The sequence below is a fragment of the Methylotenera versatilis 7 genome (genome assembly GCF_000799165.1).
Taxonomy (GTDB): Bacteria; Pseudomonadota; Gammaproteobacteria; order Burkholderiales; family Methylophilaceae; genus Methylotenera_A; species Methylotenera_A versatilis_A.
Window position 1 is genome coordinate 655,705 of the sequence record NZ_JUGF01000002.1, and the last position, 18,036, is coordinate 673,740.

Here is an 18,036-nt window from a genome sequence, read left to right on the forward strand (position 1 = left end):
GCTAATTACCTATTAACTGTTGATTAATATCTTGCAAATCAGATTCAGCCACAAGACCTGTAGCCGATTTCAAACGAATGATATTCACCAAATAATTGTAACGCGCTTGCAGTAAATCTCGCTTGGCAGAGAATAATTGTTGTTGTGCATTTAACACATCAACACTGATTCGCACGCCGACTTCGTAGCCCAGCGTAGTCGAATCGAGTTGGCTTTGGCTACTGATCAATGCCTGCTCTAATGCTTTAGTTTGCGCGATACTGCTATTTAAGTTTAAAAATGCGCGCTGGGTCTCTAAATCGGTTTGACGACGTGCAATGGCAACATCATCTAATGCCTTTTGTTTATTGAGCACCGCTTGCCGTGTACGTGAACTGATCGCGCCGCCTTGATACAAAGGAATTTGTAATTGCAGGCCAATCACCGCATTCGTTAACTCACTGCCATAGCCATTCAAACCACCATTATTGTAATTATCGGTATATGCCGCTACCGCATCCAATGTAGGTAAATGCGCCGCATTGTTGCGCTCAACTTCCTGCTCTGCAAATTTAAGCGTGTCTTGTTGAATAGCGATATTCAAATTATTTTCCATGGCGACTTGTTGCCAATTCTTCACATTCTGATCAATCTGGTTCACTTGAATATCACTTTTTACCGTGGCAAGCGTGGTGGGTAAAACACCGGTAATCGCTTCAATTTCATGTTGCGCTATTTGCAGTTCATTAATCGCCGCGATTTCTTGCGCCACGATTAAATCGAAGCGCGCTTGCGCCTCGTTCACATCCGTAATAGTCGCGCTTCCCACTTCAAACGTCATTTTGGCTTGCTCTAATTGGCCTAAAGTCGCTGTTTTTTGCGCCTTAATCAGCTCAATCTTATCTTGTGCGATCAGCACATTAAAATAAGCCTGCGTGGTGCGTAAAATAAGGTCTTGTTGACTTAAATGATATTGTTTATCGGCAATGCTTACTTGCGTGTAGCTTTGCTCCATTTGTACCAGATTTTGTTTACGATAAATGGGCTGGTTCGCTTGAATGCCGTAGTTATATCCTTCAAAAGTAGTTTTCCCCGGAACGCGCGGAAAGGTTGAAGTGACATTATTAAACTCAATATTACTGCGCGTACTGGTAACACCCGCATTAAAATTGACAGTGGGGCGATACAAAGCTTTGCCTTGCTCAATGATTTCCTGTGCGGCTTTATTGGCACTTAATGCAGATGCCAGCACTGGATCATTAGCTAAAGCCTGATGATAAACATCCATTAAGTTAAGCACGCTGTCCTGTGCCTGCAAGCCCATTGGCAGCAACGAAGCCAGCGCCGACAAAGCTAAAACAAGGTTCTTAAAGCGCATGTTAAAACTCAAAAGTTTTTGCTTGCGGGGCATTAACCAACTCAGAAATACAGGTTTCAAACAATACATCCTGTCTAAAACTGGTTTCTGATAAACGCTGAATCAATGTAGCCTGCATGGCGGGCGCCGTGCCTAATACAATAAACATCACACCGCCAATCGCCAATTGATTACGAACACCAACGGGCTCAACTGGCGACGAAGCTGTGTAGACAATCAAATCAAACGGAGCTTTATCGGGTAAACCAAACGCCGCATCCGCCACTAGCAAAGTCACATTTTGAATATTATTCTGTGTTAAGTTTTTGGCCGCTTTAGCACTCAATTCAGCATGAATATCCACAGAAACAACGTGTTTGGCTAAACTCGCCAATAGCGCAGTCATATAACCGCTGCCCGTGCCAATATGCAGAACCTGATGTGTGTTTTGTACATTCAGCGCCTGTAAGATTCGGCCTTCCAGCTTGGGGCTGAGCATCAGTTGATTCGCACCGATAGGAATTTCAATATCGGCAAAGGCTAAACCCTGATATTCAGCCGCAACAAAATTTTCGCGCGGGATATCATTTAACAGCGCCAGCACAACTGGATCCAGCACCTCCCATGTGCGAACCTGCTGTTCTATCATGTTAAACCTCGCGACTTCGCGAGCCATATTAAAACTCGCGGCGTCGTGAGGCAGATTGGAATTCGCGGTTTCAGTTAACGTTGTTTCTTGCATCATTTTAGGCACTCATATTTATTTAATTGCATTATAACTTAACTACTTAAGCCATTTTAGTTATGTTTATTAAACGGATTTCAACTTAATTTTGGTGCTTTCACTCTAAACCATGCCGCATATAATGCGGGCAAAAAAAGCACCGTCAGCAGCGTAGCCACCGCCAAACCACCCATAATCGCAACTGCCATTGGGCCAAAGAATACACTTCTGGTTAACGGTATCATCGCTAATATTGCCGCCGCAGCGGTTAATATAATCGGCCTAAAGCGACGGATGGTTGATTCGATAATCGCATTCCACGCATCCATTCCATTGGCCTTATCCTGCTCTATTTGGTCAACCAGTATCACCGAGTTGCGCATGATCATGCCGGATAAGGCGATTGTGCCCAGCATTGCCACAAAACCGAATGGCTTATCAAATATTAACAATGCTATTGTGACTCCAATCAAGCCCAAAGGTGCGGTAAGCAACACTAAAAATACGCGTGAGAAACTTTGCAGTTGCAACATCAGCAAAGTTAATACAGCCACTAAGAATAAGGGAGCACCTTTAGCGACTGACGCGCCACCTTTTGCCGATTCTTCTACCGCTCCCCCCGTGTCAATCGTCACGCCCAACGGCAAATCGGCTTTTATTGCAGTGAGCTTCTCTTCAATTTGAGCAGAAACCACTGGCGCTTGTAAATTGCCACGCAAATGCGCACGTACGATAATGGATGGCACACGATTACGTCGCCAAATCACACCCTCTTCAAATTCCGATGAAATCGTGGCCACTTGCGAAAGTGGCACCGCCAATTGATTTCTTTGCGTATTAATCATTAAATTAGGCAGTCGCGATAATTGCTTATGTTCAAGTTCCGCCCCACGTGCGACTAAATCAATACGTTCATTGCCTTCTCTGAATTCAGTGATATAAAGCTCACTAATGGCGGCATTTAACACATTGGCAATATCCGTCGAGCTAATCCCCAACAAACGCGCTTTCGCTTGGTCTACCGTCACTTTAATCACCTTGCTTGGCTCTTCCCAATTCAGTTGTACATTGGTTAAGTGATTATTTGCGCGCATTAAATCGGCAATTTGATGCGAAACTGTACGAATTTTTTCAATATCATTTCCGGCAACTCTAAATTGCACAGGGAATCCAACCGGCGGGCCATTTTCCAAACGCAGTACAGAGGCTCTTAAGGCAGGAAAACCATTCTCAAACAAACTTAATAAGTCTTTGCGTAGCGCCTCACGAGTTTGCAAATCTTTACTCAAAATCACAAACTGCGCAAAACCCCGATGTGCCAATTGAATATCCAACGGCAAATAATAACGTGGGCTGCCCGTACCAATATAAGCCACAAAATTATCGATGCCTTTATTTTTGTTATTCCAGTCGCGCAACCAGGTTTCTAATTTTTTAACCTCGCTGTTAGTTGCCTGATACGATGCACCTTCGGTCATGCGTAAATCCACCATCAGCTCCAAGCGAGTGGAGTCTGGGAAAAACTGCTGCTGCACTTTGCCAAAACCCGCAATGGAAAGCACAAATAACAGCAAAGTGATGGCAATAACCGTTTTACGGTAACGCACACACGCCGTCACCAACTGGCGAAATGCAGTGTAAAACGTCGTGTTGTAAATATCGTGATGATGATTATCTGTAGTTTTATCAGCCAAATTAAATCGCGTTTTAAACCATGTTGCCAGTTTCGACGGCTTTGGCTTTTGTGCATAATCCGGCAATAAGTGGTAGCCCAAGTACGGTACAAAAATCACCGCCGCTACCCAAGAAATAATCAGCGCAATGGCAGAAACCTGAAAGATTGATCGCGTATATTCGCCCGTGCTTGAAGCCGCCGTTGCTATGGGCAGGAAGCCCGCGACAGTCACCAATGTGCCGGTCAGCATTGGCATGGCAGTAGAGGTATAAGCAAATGCGGCGGCTTTTGCTCTTTCCATGCCCTGTTCCATTTTAGATGACATCATCTCTACTGCAATAATTGCGTCATCTACCAATAGTCCAAGTGCCAGAATTAATGCACCGAGTGAGATTTTATGCAAGCCAATATCAAACAAATTCATTACTAAAAATGTGGCAGCCAACACCACAGGAATGGTAATCGCCACCACAATGCCCGTGCGCAACCCAAGCGATATAAGACTAACACCCAGCACAATCACCAGCGCCTCAACCAATGACATCACAAAATCATTGACAGAACGCGCTACTATTTTGGGTTGCGAACTCACCGTTTCAAAACTTAAACCTACGGGTAAATTTTGCTGAATATGTGCAATTTTTTTATCCAGCGCATGACCCAGTGCAATCACATCGCCGCCTTCACGCATGCTCACGCCCAGTAACAGGGTTTCTTGACCGTTGTAGCGCGCAGAATCTTTGGGAGGGTCTTCATAACCACGATAAACGCGCGCTACGTCACTCAATTTAAAATCTTGGTTATTGGCACGCAGCCTTAACTCACGTAAATCTTCTAATGTGCTGAAACGACCTGACACTTCGATACGAATGCGTTCGTCAGGCGAATCAAAGGTACCACTTTTAACGACTGCATTCTGGGTGCGCAGAAGATTAATGAGCGTAGGCGAGCTAATGCCTAATGTAGAAAGCTTGGCGTTTGAAAGCTCAATATAAATGCGCTGTTTTTGCTCACCAAAGAAATCTACTTTGGCCACATCTTTTGTTCTGAGTAACTCAGCGCGAATGTTTTCTGCTTGTTTTTTTAAGCCAAAATTATCAAAACCATCGCCTGTTAACGCGTACATGCTGCCGTACACATCGCTAAACTCATCATTAAACGTCAAACTTTCAATATTTTGCGGTAAGGTGGAACGGATATCGCCCACCTTCTTGCGCACTTGATACCAGATATTGGGAATCTCTTTTGAAAGTGTATCGTCTTTTATCACGACAAAGATCATGGACTCACCAGGACGTGAATAGCTATTGGTGTAATCCAGATGCGGAACTTCCTGCAATTTCTTTTCCAGCTTGTCGGTGATTTGCTGCTCAACTTCAATGGCACTTGAACCTGGCCAGGTAGTGTGGATTAGCATGACCTTGAACGTAAATGGCGGATCTTCAGATTGGCCTAATTTGCTGTAAGCCAGCAATCCGGAAAACGTCAACATCAACATGAGATACAACACCAGCGTTTGGTGATTCAGCGCCCATCTGGATAAGTTAAAACCTGCTGTTTGTTCTTGGTGCTGCTCTTTCGCTTCACTCATGACCAAATCCCTTAAAACGGGATTCTTGTACAGGCTTTACTTTCTGGCCGTTGATTAATGTATGCACACCAGCAATCGCCACTAACTCACCCGCGCGCAAGCCGCTGAGAATTTTCACACCATCTTCTGTATATTGCCCTGCTGTTACCGCACGCGAATGTGCAATACCAATCTGGTTATTGAGGCGATCAATCACCCAAACACTACTTTTACCATTCAATTTTGTTAATGCAGTGGATGGAATCACAATGCTTTCTGACACATCTTTTTCTGCAAAACTGACACCAGCTGTCATACCAAACTTAATCGCATCATCCGCATCAATTACTGTTACACGCACATCAAAAGCGCGCGTGGCTGAGTTGGCGGCAGGTGCAATTTCGCGTACTTTTCCTGAATAGATTTTCTGACTGTTTTTGTCTTGAGTATTTTCTTGGCTATTAATTTCTTGAGTATTATTTTCTTGGTTTACCCAAAGCTTAATCGTCACCGCATCGCCCAACTTCAAATTCGCCATGCGCGATTCAGGTACTGCAACCAACACCTCAACTTTCCGAGTATCCACAATTTGCGCAATGGCTTCACCGGCAATTACAAACTGGCCGGGTTCCGCACGAATTTGCGTTACGACACCGTCCCTATCTGCGATTAAGGCGGTATAGTGCGATTGATTGTTGGAAAGGGCGGCCTGTGCTTTCACTTGTTGCAAGCGTGCTGCAGAGGTTTTCAATTCTGCTTCACGCAGATCTAAAGCAGAAGCCGAAATAAATTTTTTATTAAACAAACTACGCTGGCGCTCTACTTCTGCTTGCGCCAATGAGTGATTCGCCTCAGCGACACGCACATCGGCCAAGGCAGCGGCAGCAGTTAACTTGGTATCAGCCGCATCTAAACGTGCAATTACTTGGCCCGTTTTTACCTGTTGCCCAACATCTACTTTACGCTCAATTATCTTACCGTTAATCCTAAAGGCAAGGCTTGACTCATAACGCGATTTAACTTCGCCAACCAGCACCATAGCCTCATTTAAAGCCATTTCCCCAGCCACAACAACCAAAGCCGGCCGCGGCGGCGCGAGTGGTTCAGCAGGTTTCTCACAACCGACAAGCAACAGACTTAACATCATTAAACTGACTATTTTTGACTGCATACTTAGCTTTCTTTTATTATTTGTTTTGTTATTTATCGTCTTAATTATTGAGTATTTTTTCGTCGAACTATGTACTATTTATTATGGCTATCTACTCCAATGGTTCCTTTAGCATACCGCGCACTAATGCTAACTGCATCATCTGCAAACGCGCTTCAATATCACGCCAATTCACCCACACATCATTTGCCATGCTAATTTGCAGGGCACATACCCCATGCATACCCGCCCAGATAGTTTGTGCTATCAGTTCAGGATCCGTTAAATCCGGCTTAAATTTACCCGCCAAAAAAACGTCGTTCACAATGGTTTTTAACTGAAAATATGCATCTTGTTCAGCGTTATTTTGTTGCAGCGCAGATAATTTAGGATCGCTGAGTGGATGTTCTGTCATGAACATCATACGATAGTGGTTCGGATAGTTTAAGCCAAATTGCGCATACGCCCACCCAAAGGCCAACATGCGCTCAACAGGGTCACTAATGCTTAAATTACTTTTTAAGGCATGGGCAAGCGCTAAAAAATCCGTATCGCAAATGGCTCGAATTAAGGCTTCCTTATCGGCAAAATGCAAATAAATACTGGTGGCAGAATATCCGATACGTTTAGCAATCTCACGCATCGTCACCGCTTCTGCTCCGCGCGAGACAAATAGCTCGCGCGCCGCATCTATAATTAAGCTGCGTAATTGCTGTCGTTCAAGCTGTGTTTTGGGCTTTGGTGGCATAATTTAGAACAATTTACTTAACAACGTTAATTTAACAATGTTAAGTATTTTATGTCAATGATATAGATGAAATTTATTTGAAACTTCAGTAACGTGTTAAGTTTTTGGCGGAAAGTAACGCCAGATTGAGCTGGCGCAAGTGACAAATGAGAAAACCAAGCAATTAGAAAAATCTAAGCGGCTGACTAAGCTTTAAGTTAATTAAAATTTGGGCGCTTACAAATAAAGCACTGCTGGGAAAACAGTCACTGCAAACACAAACACCAGCCACTCCATATTCCAGCGCTCTAAGTGGCCAGTAAAATGTAGTGTCAATACAGCAATAGCTAGCGCGTAATAAAGGGCGATGAGTATCATAATTACCTACATAATATTTTGTGTGAACGACTGTGGCATTTATAACATTTTTTATTAAAAAAACCTATATTTTTTGTTGTGATGACAGACCTGTTGCTCATTGCCAAATTAAAGGCATTTCTTGCCTTTTTAACTGTTTTCGCGTACATTGCGAGCATTGCTAGGGGTCTGTTTTATTTAAGAAAATAAGCCAGTGAGAATTACCCTTTGAACCTGATGCGGGTAATGCCGCCGTAGGAAAGCGTGGTTGTTGCTTTTCTGCAAAATTAAAGTAGAAAAGCATCTTGATGCTTTCCTGCCAATCTGCATCAGGAAGCGCTTTTGCTTCCTGATGTTTGAACAAACACATAGGAACGCTCCATGAACGCCACCGACAAAAATCTGCACAAAAATCTCGCGAAATTTTCAGGCGAAACTGCCGAAATTGATCCAGAGACTAAAAAACCTTTTGCCAACTCACGCAAAGTTTATATTCAGGGCTCACGCCCTGATATTCAAGTACCGTTCCGTGAAATTTCACTAAGTGATACGCCATCTCAATTTGGCGCGGAAAAAAACCCACCTGTCATGGTGTACGACACTTCTGGTGTGTACACAGATCCCAATGTAAGCGTAGATATTCGCAATGGTTTACCTGCTTTACGTGCAGCCTGGATTGCAGAACGCGGTGATGTTGAACAATTGGACGGCCCAAGTTCAGAATTTGGCCAGCAACGCAAAACCGATCCAGAGCTAGCCGCCATGCGTTTTAATTTGACGCGTAAACCACTACGTGCAAAAGCAGGTGCAAACGTCAGCCAAATGCACTACGCACGCAAAGGCATTATCACGCCAGAGATGGAATACATTGCGATTCGCGAGAATCAACGTCGCGAAAACATGAGCGAATTGCTACAGAAACAGCATAAAGGTCACGACTTTGGTGCGAGCATTCCGCCAGTCATCACACCAGAATTTGTACGTTCTGAAGTGGCCCTCGGCCGCGCAATTATCCCGCTAAACATCAACCATCCTGAAATTGAGCCAATGATTATTGGACGCAATTTTTTAGTTAAGATTAACGCTAACATTGGTAACTCAGCACTGGGTTCTTCAATCTCAGAAGAAGTGGAGAAAATGGTGTGGGGCACACGCTGGGGCGGCGATACCGTGATGGATCTTTCCACCGGTAAAAACATCCACGAAACGCGCGAATGGATTATCCGTAACTCACCAGTGCCAATCGGTACTGTGCCAATTTACCAAGCGTTAGAAAAAGTGAACGGCAAAGCTGAAGACCTGACTTGGGAAATCTTCCGTGATACATTGATTGAGCAAGCTGAGCAGGGCGTAGATTACTTCACGATTCATGCTGGCGTTCGTTTAGCTTATATTCCAATGACCGCAAAACGTATGACAGGCATCGTGTCACGCGGCGGTTCTATCATGGCGAAATGGTGCTTAGCGCATCATAAAGAATCGTTCTTGTACGAACATTTTGAAGATATTTGCGAAATCATGAAGCAGTACGACGTTGCCTTTAGTTTGGGTGATGGCTTACGTCCAGGCTCAATCTACGACGCCAACGATGAAGCGCAATTTGCTGAGTTAAAAACACTAGGTGAGTTAACCCAAATCGCCTGGAAGCATGATGTGCAATGTATGATCGAAGGCCCAGGCCACGTGCCCATGCATTTGATCAAAGAAAATATGGAGCTGCAATTAGAACATTGCGGTGAAGCACCTTTCTACACGTTAGGCCCATTAACTACAGATATCGCACCGGGTTATGACCATATTACTTCTGGTATCGGCGCCGCCATGATTGGCTGGTACGGCTGTGCAATGCTTTGCTATGTAACGCCAAAAGAACATTTAGGCTTGCCAGACAAAGAAGATGTGCGCGTTGGTATCATCACTTACAAAATTGCAGCGCATGCGGCTGACTTGGCAAAAGGCCATCCTGGCGCGCAGATTCGTGATAACGCGCTATCAAAAGCACGTTTCGAATTCCGTTGGGATGACCAATTTAACTTGGGTCTTGATCCAGAAAAAGCCAAAGAATTCCACGATGAAACATTGCCGCAAGAAGGCGCGAAACAAGCGCACTTCTGCTCAATGTGCGGCCCACATTTCTGCTCCATGAAAATCACACAAGATGTACGTGACTACGCAGCCACTTTGAATATTTCTGAAGAAGAGGCGTTGAAACAAGGTATGCAAGAGAAGTCGATTGAGTTTGTGAAAAAAGGTAGTGAGGTTTACCAAAAAGTTTAATCATTTTTTGTGTTAAGTAGCACAATTAGGAAGTCATTTCCCAAACAAAGAAGCCAGCTTTTGCTGGCTTCTTTATTATTCAAGTCTTAAACATCTCACTAAATCGGACACTGGGATAGTGTTTTAATGCTAGAGAAGTCCTTTTAGCGAAAGATTGGGAAATTTACCATCTATTATTTGCTTACCGAATTCAATTGAATTTAATTCAGCTTCCTCTTTAGAATCGAATAGTTTTTTACCTAAATAAACATTCGTTCGAACATTATCATCGTGATGTAAAGTAATAAAAACGCGTTCAGACCATTTGCCGCTTTCCTGATAAAAATCAGGTGCAGGGCTAATATCGAAAAATTTGTAGAGAATGTCCATGTTAACTCCAATAAACTGAAAAACTTATATATCAATTTCCTTACAAAAAAATTCACCAAAAGATGATTCATTCAAACCATCTAAGGATTCTCGTTTAGTAATCACTGTCAGTTTTTTAATAACCTTGTCATAGTCACCAAAAGTTCGGTGACCATTCACGGTGTAGTACTTTGCCTGCTCATCTGTATAGTTCTTTTTAATCAACTTATTATATTCATCCCAAATGTTTCCGCAATTATATGAGTTAAATTTAATTAACTCATTGTTAGAGCAAACTGTTAGTGTATTAGGAACGAAACTACTAGTATTATTAATTTTTACATTGTTTCTGTCTAAAACTACCGATATGATTGCCTGTTCAGTCCATTCGTCTTGGTATGAATAAACGTTGTGTGACTCGGATGATTTAATGCTTCCTTCACAGCTTAAATAAATTTTGCCAGTTATTAATGATTCAATTTTCTGACAGCCCGATAGAGTTAATAATATTGAAATAATTAAAATAATTTTCATTTTTTATCCCTAGCTAAAAACTGAGCATTCCCGTTTAGGTAACGTGAGACTGTAATACATTACAAATTCAGACTATAAATTGAAAACTAAATAACTCAAAATTCTTGCAGTTAATAAATAAAAACTTGCCGCATTAATTTGTTAAAATAGCCTTATAAATTAAACAACTGCAGACTATTTTGGCCACTATTAAAATCACAAAAAAACCTAGCGAAACGTCATCGGCGAGTAAAACGCCTGTGCGTCGCGTCGACCCTGCTAAGCGCGATAGAACTCAGACGCCGCCTAAGCCTGTGATTAAAGATAATATTGATGTCGCTAAGCCAGTTAATTCTCCAAAAACTGATAGCGCGCGTCAACGTAATCATCGCTTTGATGGTAAAGCGCATGGTGAGCCTTTTGCAGATCAGGCTGGTTCAAGCCATTCTAATGACAATAAAGCTAATTACAGCAAGCCTACTGAAAATAGGCCTGCTTACAATAAGCCGAATGAAAATAGACCGTTAAGAAGTGAGTTAAGGGCTGAAACATCTGACGATTTTAACTCTAGAGAATTTAATCAAGCGCCACCAAAACAACATAAGCCAGCCGGTGTTGATACGCGCATTACGCCGCGCCCTGATAAAAATGAGCCGCAATATCGCCAAGCACCGCGCCGTGGTGGCAAGGTGCGCGATGGTTATGATGCAGTTGCCACACCACAATATGGCGCTGCGGCTAAAGCGGCTTATAAGTCATCACCTGTCAATGTAGAAATGCCGCGCCTTTCTAAAGTGATGGCAGAGCGTGGTATTTGTTCACGCCGCGAAGCAGATGAATGGATTGTGAATGGCTGGGTGAAAGTAGACGGCGAAATTATGGAAACGCTAGGCACACGCATTAAGCCCGATGCTGAAATTGTGATTAGCGGTTATGCTTATGAACAACAAGCTGAACAGGTGACGATATTGCTGCACAAGCCGGTTGGTTATGTGAGTGGGCAGGCGGAAGATGGTTATCAGCCTGCAATTGTGCTGGTTCACCCAGATAACGAATGGATGGATGACCCAGATTTAAATAGTTATAATGCCAAAGAATTCCAACGTGGATTTTTACATGGACTTGCACCAGCAGGCCGCTTAGATATTGACTCTACAGGTTTGTTAGTGCTCACTCAGGATGGCAGAGTCGCGCGTCATTTGATTGGTGAAGACTCCACTGTAGAGAAAGAATATCTGGTACGTGTGGAAGGCGAATTGAGCGATGCCGATTTGCAACGCTTAAACCATGGCTTAAGTCTGGATGGTGAAAAACTCCAGCCAGCCAAAGTAAGTTGGCAGAATGAAGACCAATTAAGATTCGTTTTACGCGAAGGTAAAAAACGTCAGATTCGCCGTATGTGTGAAATGGTCGGCTTGTTTGTCGTCGGCCTAAAACGCGTACGAATCGGCAGTGTAAATTTAGGTAAATTGCCGCCCGGCCAATGGCGTTATCTACGCAGTGACGAACGTTTTTAAGTTATGCTATTTAAGTATTAAAGTGCGTTTTTATTATTTTAATTTTGGAGGGTAAATAATGGGGTTACTTGATAGCATTGCTGGCAGTGTGCTGGGAAAATTAGGTGGTGAGCAAGGCAATATGGCGCAAGTGGCTATGGATTTATTTAACCAAAACGGTGGTTTAAACGGTATTCTGGAAAAATTCAGAGAAAATGGCTTGGGTGAAACGGCCGCTTCATGGGTAGGAAATGGGGGAAATATATCCATCACTGCCGAACAGATTTCTAGCGTTTTGGGTAATGGCGCCATTGCAGATATGGCGGCAAAATTTGGTATTAATGCAGAAACACTTAGTGCACAAATTGCAGAACATTTACCGACTTTGGTCGATAAATTAACACCAAATGGCGAAGCGCCTGCGGAATCCGGTAATTTATTATCAACAGTTTTAGGTATGTTGAGATAACGGCAAGTACTACTCCGTCACAAATGATCAACTTAAAGGGTGCGAGCGCACCCTTTATAATTTTGCAAACCTGATAAAATGAAATTCAACTAATCGAAAAACATCAAATTATGGATTTAATACTACTTTTAAAAACCGTCATCATGGGTTTGGTTGAAGGCGCAACCGAATTCTTACCCGTCAGTAGCACAGGTCATTTGATTATCGTAGGTGATATTTTAGGATTTTTAAGCAAAGAAAAGCGCGATGTTTTTGAAATCATCATTCAACTAGGCGCTATTTTAGCGGTGTGCTGGGCGTTTAAACAACGCTTAATAAACACCGTTACAACACTCACCAAAGAGGCCAATGCGCAGCACTTTGTACGTAACTTATTAATCGCCTTTTTACCCGCCGCTTTGCTGGGCTTGGCTTTTCATGGCGTTATTAAAGAATATTTATTTTCACCATTTACGGTAGCTATTGCTTTAATAGTCGGCGGTTTTGCTATTTTGCTGATTGAAAAATTACCACTTAAAACGTCCGCACAAAGCATAGATGACATATCTAGCAAGCAAGCACTGCAAATTGGCTTTGCCCAAGCCTTAGCATTAGTGCCTGGCGTTTCGCGCGCTGGTGCGACTATTTTAGGTGGCATGATTTTTGGACTAAACCGCACCGTAGCAACGGAATTCTCATTCTTTCTAGCGATTCCCATTATGTTTGCCGCCACTGGCTATGATTTGCTTAAAAGCTGGCATTTGTTAAATGCGGACGATTTAATCATTTTTGCTGTTGGTTTTGTAACGGCATTTTTATCGGCTTTAGTTGCTGTTAAGTTTTTAATTCGCTTTGTGCAAACGCATAATTTTGTGCCATTTGCATGGTATCGCATTGTTTTTGGTGTAGCTGTATTATGGTATTTTTGGTGATTTAACCAATTAACCGAAAAACCAAACGGTTTTAACGTAAACCATGCATTTAAATCTGGTGATTTTATCTAGCTTGAAACGAGAAATATGATGAACAAATTCATTAAATATGCGCTTTACGGTTTTGCTGGCATCGTTTCATTGGCTTTGCTAATTGTTGCCTATTTTGCCGCGACTTTTAATCCTAACGATTACAAAGACGACATTATCAAGCTGGTGAAAGAAAAAAAAGAGCGCACGCTACATATTGACGGTGATATTAAGCTGAGCTTTTGGCCAAAAATCGGTGCGAATTTGGGCAAGCTATCTATTTCTGAACATAAATCCGAAACAGAGTTTGCTTCTGTAAATAGCGTTAAGGTGGCATTGTCTGTGCTGCCACTACTTAGAAAGCAATTGGTGGTTGATACGGTTTATGTCGATGGCGCAAAAGCTAATATCATCAAATATAAAGATGGCACCACCAACTTTGATGATTTACTGAGCAAAGACGATACCGAATCTGAAACCATTAAATTTGATATCGATGGCGTGAATGTCACTAATTCTGAAGTGAAATACAGTGATGAAGCTTCTGGTGCAAAATACAGCGTTTCAAAATTTAATATGCAATCTGGCCATATTGCTTTGGCTGAACCAATTGACTTAAAAACTGATTTTGTCTTAACCGCCAATCAACCTGCAATTGCGGCTAATGTGAACTTAAAAGGTAATTTTTTGGTAGATCCAGAAACCAAGCATTTTCAGGTAAAGGATTTGGATAGCCGTATTAAAGGCGACATGCTGGGCGGCACAGATATGGATATTAAGGCGACTGGCAACGTAGATGCAAAAACCGAGCAATTGGAATTTTTGGTAGATGGATTGCAGTTGGTTGCGTCTGGCAAATTTGATGGCAGTACACAAAGTGTGAATTTAAGCGCGCCAGCGATTAGCATTTTAAAAGATGAGGTGAATAGCAAAAAAGTCGCTATTAGCTTCAGCCAAGAAAAAGCCGATGGAAACTTGAAAGCCAACATGGTGCTTGCCGATATGAAAGGCTCACCTAATGCTTTGCAAAGTAGCGGTATCACTGGTGATTTATCTATGGTGCAAGACAAGCGCACGGTAACTGGCACATTTGCATCGCCTTTTAGCGGCAATATTGAAAATTTAATATTTGATATTCCAAAATTGGTGGGTAAATTAGATGTAAAAGACCCTAGTTTGCCTAATGGCAGCATGAGCGGAGCTTTCAATTTGAGCGCACACGCAGACATTAAAAAAGAGCTAATTAACAGTCAATTTAATTTGAATATTGCTGAAACCAAACTGGTTGGCGATGTGGATGTAGCGAGCTTCAAAACACCCAATATCAAATTTAACTTGAATGCCGATAAATTGGATTTAAATAAACTGTTGCCAAAATTCAGCGAAAACAAGGCTAGCACTACGGCAAAAGCCAATAGCAAACCAACTGATTTATCCGCGCTTAAAAACCTATTGCTAGACGGTAAATTAAATGTCGACAGCATTATTTATGATAAATACCGTGTTTCTGGCTTAAATGTCGGCATCAAAGCTGACGGTCAAAAACTCAGCTTAAACGGTCTGAATGTCAAAGTGGATAATAGCCAGATCAAAGGCAGCTTGGGCATCAGTCAGTTTGACAGGCCTTTATATACATTCAATTTAGATGTGGACCAAGTGGACGTCGATAAATATGTGACGGCTGATGCTGGTAGCAAAAACACATCTAGCGCCAGTAAAGCAGCCAGCGACAAACCGTTGGATTTAAGCGCGCTAAAAGCTTTGAATGCAAACGGTTCGATACGCGTTGGTAGCCTTAAATATGGCAAAACCAAAGCCAGTAATATCAATATTAATCTAAAAGCCGATGGCGAAAAGTTAAGTCTAAATCCATTGAGTGCCAAGGTTGACGATAGCCAGATTAACGCGAATTTGGGTATTAGCCAGTTTAGCAATCCAGCCTTTAATTTTGCGATCAATATCGACCAGCTAGACGCCGATAGATATATCACCAAAGATGAAACTTCTGCTAAAACTGAAACCGCAAGCAAAAACGTAGCAGATACGCCGATTGACCTGAGTGCATTAAAAAAGCTTAATGCCTCGGGCGAGGCCAAAATTGGTAAATTAAAACTGGCCAATGTAAAAACTCAAAATGTAAATATAGGGCTTAAAGCTAATGGTGGCGTGGCAACTTTGTCACCTTTTTCTGCCAACTTATATCAAGGTAGTATGAGCGGCCTACTGAAAGTGGATGCACGCGCGACACCAGTGATTACGTTTCAACAGAACATGAAAAATATTGCGATTGGCCCCTTAATGGTGGACGCTATTAATAACGATATGTTGAGCGGCACGGGTAGTGTAAATGTAGATGTAACTACGCAAGGCGCCAGTGTGAATGCATTGAAAAAAGGCTTGGGCGGCAATGCTGCGCTTAATTTAGCAGATGGCGCGGTAAAAGGTGTGGATATTGCAGGCAACATTCGCGATATCAAAAGCAAAGTAAACTTTTTAAAAACCAAAGAAGCGAATGCCGACAAATCCAAAAAAACCGATTTCAGTGAATTAACCGCGACTTTTACCATTAAAAATGGTGTTGCACACAATGAAGATTTAGCCATGAAAGCACCGGTGTTACGCCTGGCAAAAGGTGACAGCCGTGGTGACATTGATATTGGTAACGAAACCATTAACTACCTTGCCAAACCCACTATCGTGAAATCACTTAAAGGCCAGGGTGGGGCAGACCTAGATGAGTTAAGCGGCATTTCCATCCCTGTGAAAATCTCTGGCTCATTTGCCAGCCCCAAATATGGCATGGATTTCGCGGCAATCGGCACAGCTTTAGCGCAATCTAAATTGCTGGATAAAGTGGGTGGCGAAAAAGGTGCTGCGGTAAAAGAGCTCATAAATGGCGGCGATAAAGCAGAAGCACTTAAGGGTTTGCTGAATAAGAAAAAACCAGCTGATGCAGCGGCTACAGGCACTGAAGCAACACCAGCTAAACCAGCTGAAGAACCTAAATCTTTAAAAGAAGAAGCGAAAGAAAAAGCGTTGAAAAAACTGCTCAATTTTTAGATATTGTACTATTCAAAAGTTGAATAATGGCTATCGCTTTAAACCATATTCAAACGTATTTAAAAAGTATGTCGTTTTAGTATTTTTTGTTTTGCCCGGGCGCATTTTCACTGTTACCAGGGCCGTCGCCATGTTTATTATGGCCTGGTGCGTTCTCGCTATTACCGGGTCCACGTGGATCGTGTCCTGGCGGTATCGACCTGCATGCCCCAACTAAACATACACAAAATAGCATCATTAACACTTGTTTCATTTTTTAATCCTTATTTGGCTAGCTGTCATATACGATATTGCTAGAAAACAACAAAAAAAGCAAAACAATCACTTTTTAAATTCACATGACTCAATTTTCGCAACGTATCATTGACTGGCAAAAATTGCACGGTCGTCACGATCTGCCTTGGCAGAACACGATTGACCCTTATGCGATATGGGTATCGGAAATCATGTTGCAGCAAACTCAAGTGACTGCAGTTATTGGCTATTACGCTAAATTTATGCAACGCTTTCCTAGTATTAAAATCTTGGCAGCGGCAACGCAAGAAGAGGTTTTGCAATATTGGAGTGGTCTTGGTTATTACTCACGTGCGCGTAATTTACATGCCGCTGCACAAAAAATAATGGATGATTTTAATGGTGTTTTTCCAAGCCATTTCGATGATATTCAAAGCCTGTCTGGCATCGGTCGCTCCACTGCTGCAGCGATTTCTACTTTTGCACTCAATTTGCCGCAACCTATATTAGATGGCAATGTTAAGCGCGTTTTTGCAAGGCATTTCAATGTGTCTGGCTACACAGGTGCGCCAAAAGTAGCGCAACAATTATGGCAGATTGCAGAACGCGAGAATCCAAATGACGCCAATAAAGAGTCAGATGCTATCGCCTATACACAAGGCCTAATGGATTTAGGCGCCACACTTTGTACACGCACAAAACCAAGATGTACCATTTGCCCGGTGAACCATAGTTGTGAAGCGTTAGCGTTGAATCTTGTTAAAAGCTTACCAACGCCAAAACCGCGTAAAACCATCCCTGAAAAAAGTGTGACCATGCTGGTACTGATTCACCAAAATACCGTGATGCTTGAAAAACGTCCGCCCAGCGGCATCTGGGGTGGTTTATGGAGTTTGCCGGAAGTGACAGAAGGTGCAAACATTGATGGAGTCACTTTACAAAACTCTAGCGCGCTAAAACCGTTAACACATGTATTTACACATTTTAAGCTGCATATTACACCGCAGCTTATCTATATTGACCAGTTGATTCCACAAGTAAATCAAGCGGTAAAAATCTGGCTACCGCTTGAAGAAGCCATTGCAGCGGCGATTCCCACACCTATTCGTACTATTTTAATGTCAATTAATGCGTTAACTAATAAGAATGCCTAATAACT

The 18,036-nt window shown here is 42.5% G+C and carries 15 protein-coding genes and 1 riboswitch; of the genes, 6 read left to right on the forward strand and 9 right to left on the reverse strand.

Annotation, left to right across the window (positions count from 1 at the left end; all coding sequences use genetic code 11):
* Position 1: 1 nt before the first annotated feature.
* From K370_RS07135 to K370_RS12285, 6 genes are all read right to left on the reverse strand, one after another.
* On the reverse strand, positions 2–1,357 hold the full coding sequence (locus tag K370_RS07135; protein WP_235272714.1) for a TolC family outer membrane protein: 1,356 nt from the start codon (positions 1,355–1,357) through the stop codon (positions 2–4).
* A gap of 1 nt (position 1,358) precedes the next feature.
* Positions 1,359–2,081: a protein-L-isoaspartate O-methyltransferase family protein gene (locus K370_RS07140; protein WP_081977181.1), complete on the reverse strand. Its 723-nt coding sequence runs from the start codon at positions 2,079–2,081 to the stop codon at positions 1,359–1,361.
* Positions 2,082–2,158: 77 nt separating this feature from the next.
* The gene (locus K370_RS07145) at positions 2,159–5,326 is read right to left on the reverse strand and encodes an efflux RND transporter permease subunit (RefSeq protein ID WP_047540241.1); all 3,168 of its coding nucleotides are present in this window, start codon (positions 5,324–5,326) and stop codon (positions 2,159–2,161) included.
* Entirely contained in the window at positions 5,319–6,476 is a 1,158-nt protein-coding gene (locus tag K370_RS07150) for an efflux RND transporter periplasmic adaptor subunit (RefSeq protein WP_047540243.1), read from the reverse strand. Before K370_RS07150 ends, K370_RS07145 begins: the two co-directional genes overlap by 8 nt.
* 91 nt (positions 6,477–6,567) lie before the next feature.
* Positions 6,568–7,203: a TetR/AcrR family transcriptional regulator gene (locus K370_RS07155; RefSeq protein ID WP_047540248.1), complete on the reverse strand. Its 636-nt coding sequence runs from the start codon at positions 7,201–7,203 to the stop codon at positions 6,568–6,570.
* A 216-nt stretch (positions 7,204–7,419) separates the two neighbouring features.
* Positions 7,420–7,560 carry a hypothetical protein gene (locus tag K370_RS12285; RefSeq protein ID WP_200883462.1) on the reverse strand — a complete coding sequence of 47 codons (141 nt, stop codon included), beginning with the start codon at positions 7,558–7,560 and terminating at the stop codon, positions 7,420–7,422.
* 152 nt (positions 7,561–7,712) lie between these two features.
* Positions 7,713–7,817: riboswitch (TPP riboswitch) on the forward strand.
* Between the two features lie 103 nt (positions 7,818–7,920).
* On the opposite strand from K370_RS12285, the gene thiC reads away from it, so the two are divergent.
* Positions 7,921–9,816 carry a phosphomethylpyrimidine synthase ThiC gene (thiC, locus tag K370_RS07165; protein ID WP_047540252.1) on the forward strand — a complete coding sequence of 632 codons (1,896 nt, stop codon included), beginning with the start codon at positions 7,921–7,923 and terminating at the stop codon, positions 9,814–9,816.
* Between the two features lie 129 nt (positions 9,817–9,945).
* On the opposite strand, the gene K370_RS07170 is transcribed toward thiC, so the two are convergent.
* Both K370_RS07170 and K370_RS07175 read right to left on the reverse strand, forming a co-directional pair.
* Complete coding sequence (locus tag K370_RS07170) at positions 9,946–10,185, reverse strand: CV_2116 domain-containing protein (RefSeq protein WP_047540255.1); 240 nt, start codon at positions 10,183–10,185, stop codon at positions 9,946–9,948.
* A 24-nt stretch (positions 10,186–10,209) separates the two neighbouring features.
* Complete coding sequence (locus K370_RS07175; RefSeq protein WP_047540258.1) at positions 10,210–10,698, reverse strand: hypothetical protein; 489 nt, start codon at positions 10,696–10,698, stop codon at positions 10,210–10,212.
* A gap of 179 nt (positions 10,699–10,877) precedes the next feature.
* Between K370_RS07175 and K370_RS07180 the strand changes: the two genes are divergently transcribed.
* The 4 genes from K370_RS07180 to K370_RS07195 all read left to right on the forward strand — a co-directional run bounded on the left by K370_RS07180 (position 10,878) and on the right by K370_RS07195 (position 16,643).
* Complete coding sequence (locus tag K370_RS07180) at positions 10,878–12,194, forward strand: pseudouridine synthase (RefSeq protein ID WP_200883464.1); 1,317 nt, start codon at positions 10,878–10,880, stop codon at positions 12,192–12,194.
* Between the two features lie 58 nt (positions 12,195–12,252).
* Positions 12,253–12,642 (forward strand): YidB family protein, encoded by a 390-nt coding sequence (locus tag K370_RS07185; RefSeq protein ID WP_047540264.1) that lies wholly within the window; start codon positions 12,253–12,255, stop codon positions 12,640–12,642.
* A 110-nt stretch (positions 12,643–12,752) separates the two neighbouring features.
* The gene (locus K370_RS07190; protein ID WP_047540267.1) at positions 12,753–13,553 is read left to right on the forward strand and encodes an undecaprenyl-diphosphate phosphatase; all 801 of its coding nucleotides are present in this window, start codon (positions 12,753–12,755) and stop codon (positions 13,551–13,553) included.
* Between the two features lie 90 nt (positions 13,554–13,643).
* Positions 13,644–16,643 carry an AsmA family protein gene (locus K370_RS07195; RefSeq protein ID WP_047541771.1) on the forward strand — a complete coding sequence of 1,000 codons (3,000 nt, stop codon included), beginning with the start codon at positions 13,644–13,646 and terminating at the stop codon, positions 16,641–16,643.
* A 76-nt stretch (positions 16,644–16,719) separates the two neighbouring features.
* Here the strand turns inward: K370_RS07195 and K370_RS12290 are convergent, their stop codons facing one another.
* Entirely contained in the window at positions 16,720–16,896 is a 177-nt protein-coding gene (locus K370_RS12290) for a hypothetical protein (protein ID WP_200883466.1), read from the reverse strand.
* A gap of 85 nt (positions 16,897–16,981) precedes the next feature.
* Between K370_RS12290 and mutY the strand changes: the two genes are divergently transcribed.
* On the forward strand, positions 16,982–18,031 hold the full coding sequence (gene mutY, locus K370_RS07200) for an A/G-specific adenine glycosylase (protein WP_047540270.1): 1,050 nt from the start codon (positions 16,982–16,984) through the stop codon (positions 18,029–18,031).
* The last annotated feature ends 5 nt before the right edge of the window (positions 18,032–18,036 follow it).

What these genes read in the sequence shown, in the direction of transcription:
- K370_RS07135 (WP_235272714.1), bottom strand. Translation starts at nt 1,357, where the DNA reads ATGCGCTTTAAGAACCTTGTTTTAGCTTTGTCGGCGCTGGCTTCGTTG.
- K370_RS07140 (WP_081977181.1), bottom strand. Translation starts at nt 2,081, where the DNA reads ATGATGCAAGAAACAACGTTAACTGAAACCGCGAATTCCAATCTGCCT.
- K370_RS07145 (WP_047540241.1), bottom strand. Translation starts at nt 5,326, where the DNA reads ATGAGTGAAGCGAAAGAGCAGCACCAAGAACAAACAGCAGGTTTTAAC.
- K370_RS07150 (WP_047540243.1), bottom strand. Translation starts at nt 6,476, where the DNA reads ATGCAGTCAAAAATAGTCAGTTTAATGATGTTAAGTCTGTTGCTTGTC.
- K370_RS07155 (WP_047540248.1), bottom strand. Translation starts at nt 7,203, where the DNA reads ATGCCACCAAAGCCCAAAACACAGCTTGAACGACAGCAATTACGCAGC.
- K370_RS12285 (WP_200883462.1), bottom strand. Translation starts at nt 7,560, where the DNA reads ATGATACTCATCGCCCTTTATTACGCGCTAGCTATTGCTGTATTGACA.
- thiC (WP_047540252.1), top strand. Translation starts at nt 7,921, where the DNA reads ATGAACGCCACCGACAAAAATCTGCACAAAAATCTCGCGAAATTTTCA.
- K370_RS07170 (WP_047540255.1), bottom strand. Translation starts at nt 10,185, where the DNA reads ATGGACATTCTCTACAAATTTTTCGATATTAGCCCTGCACCTGATTTT.
- K370_RS07175 (WP_047540258.1), bottom strand. Translation starts at nt 10,698, where the DNA reads ATGAAAATTATTTTAATTATTTCAATATTATTAACTCTATCGGGCTGT.
- K370_RS07185 (WP_047540264.1), top strand. Translation starts at nt 12,253, where the DNA reads ATGGGGTTACTTGATAGCATTGCTGGCAGTGTGCTGGGAAAATTAGGT.
- K370_RS07190 (WP_047540267.1), top strand. Translation starts at nt 12,753, where the DNA reads ATGGATTTAATACTACTTTTAAAAACCGTCATCATGGGTTTGGTTGAA.
- K370_RS07195 (WP_047541771.1), top strand. Translation starts at nt 13,644, where the DNA reads ATGAACAAATTCATTAAATATGCGCTTTACGGTTTTGCTGGCATCGTT.
- K370_RS12290 (WP_200883466.1), bottom strand. Translation starts at nt 16,896, where the DNA reads ATGAAACAAGTGTTAATGATGCTATTTTGTGTATGTTTAGTTGGGGCA.
- mutY (WP_047540270.1), top strand. Translation starts at nt 16,982, where the DNA reads ATGACTCAATTTTCGCAACGTATCATTGACTGGCAAAAATTGCACGGT.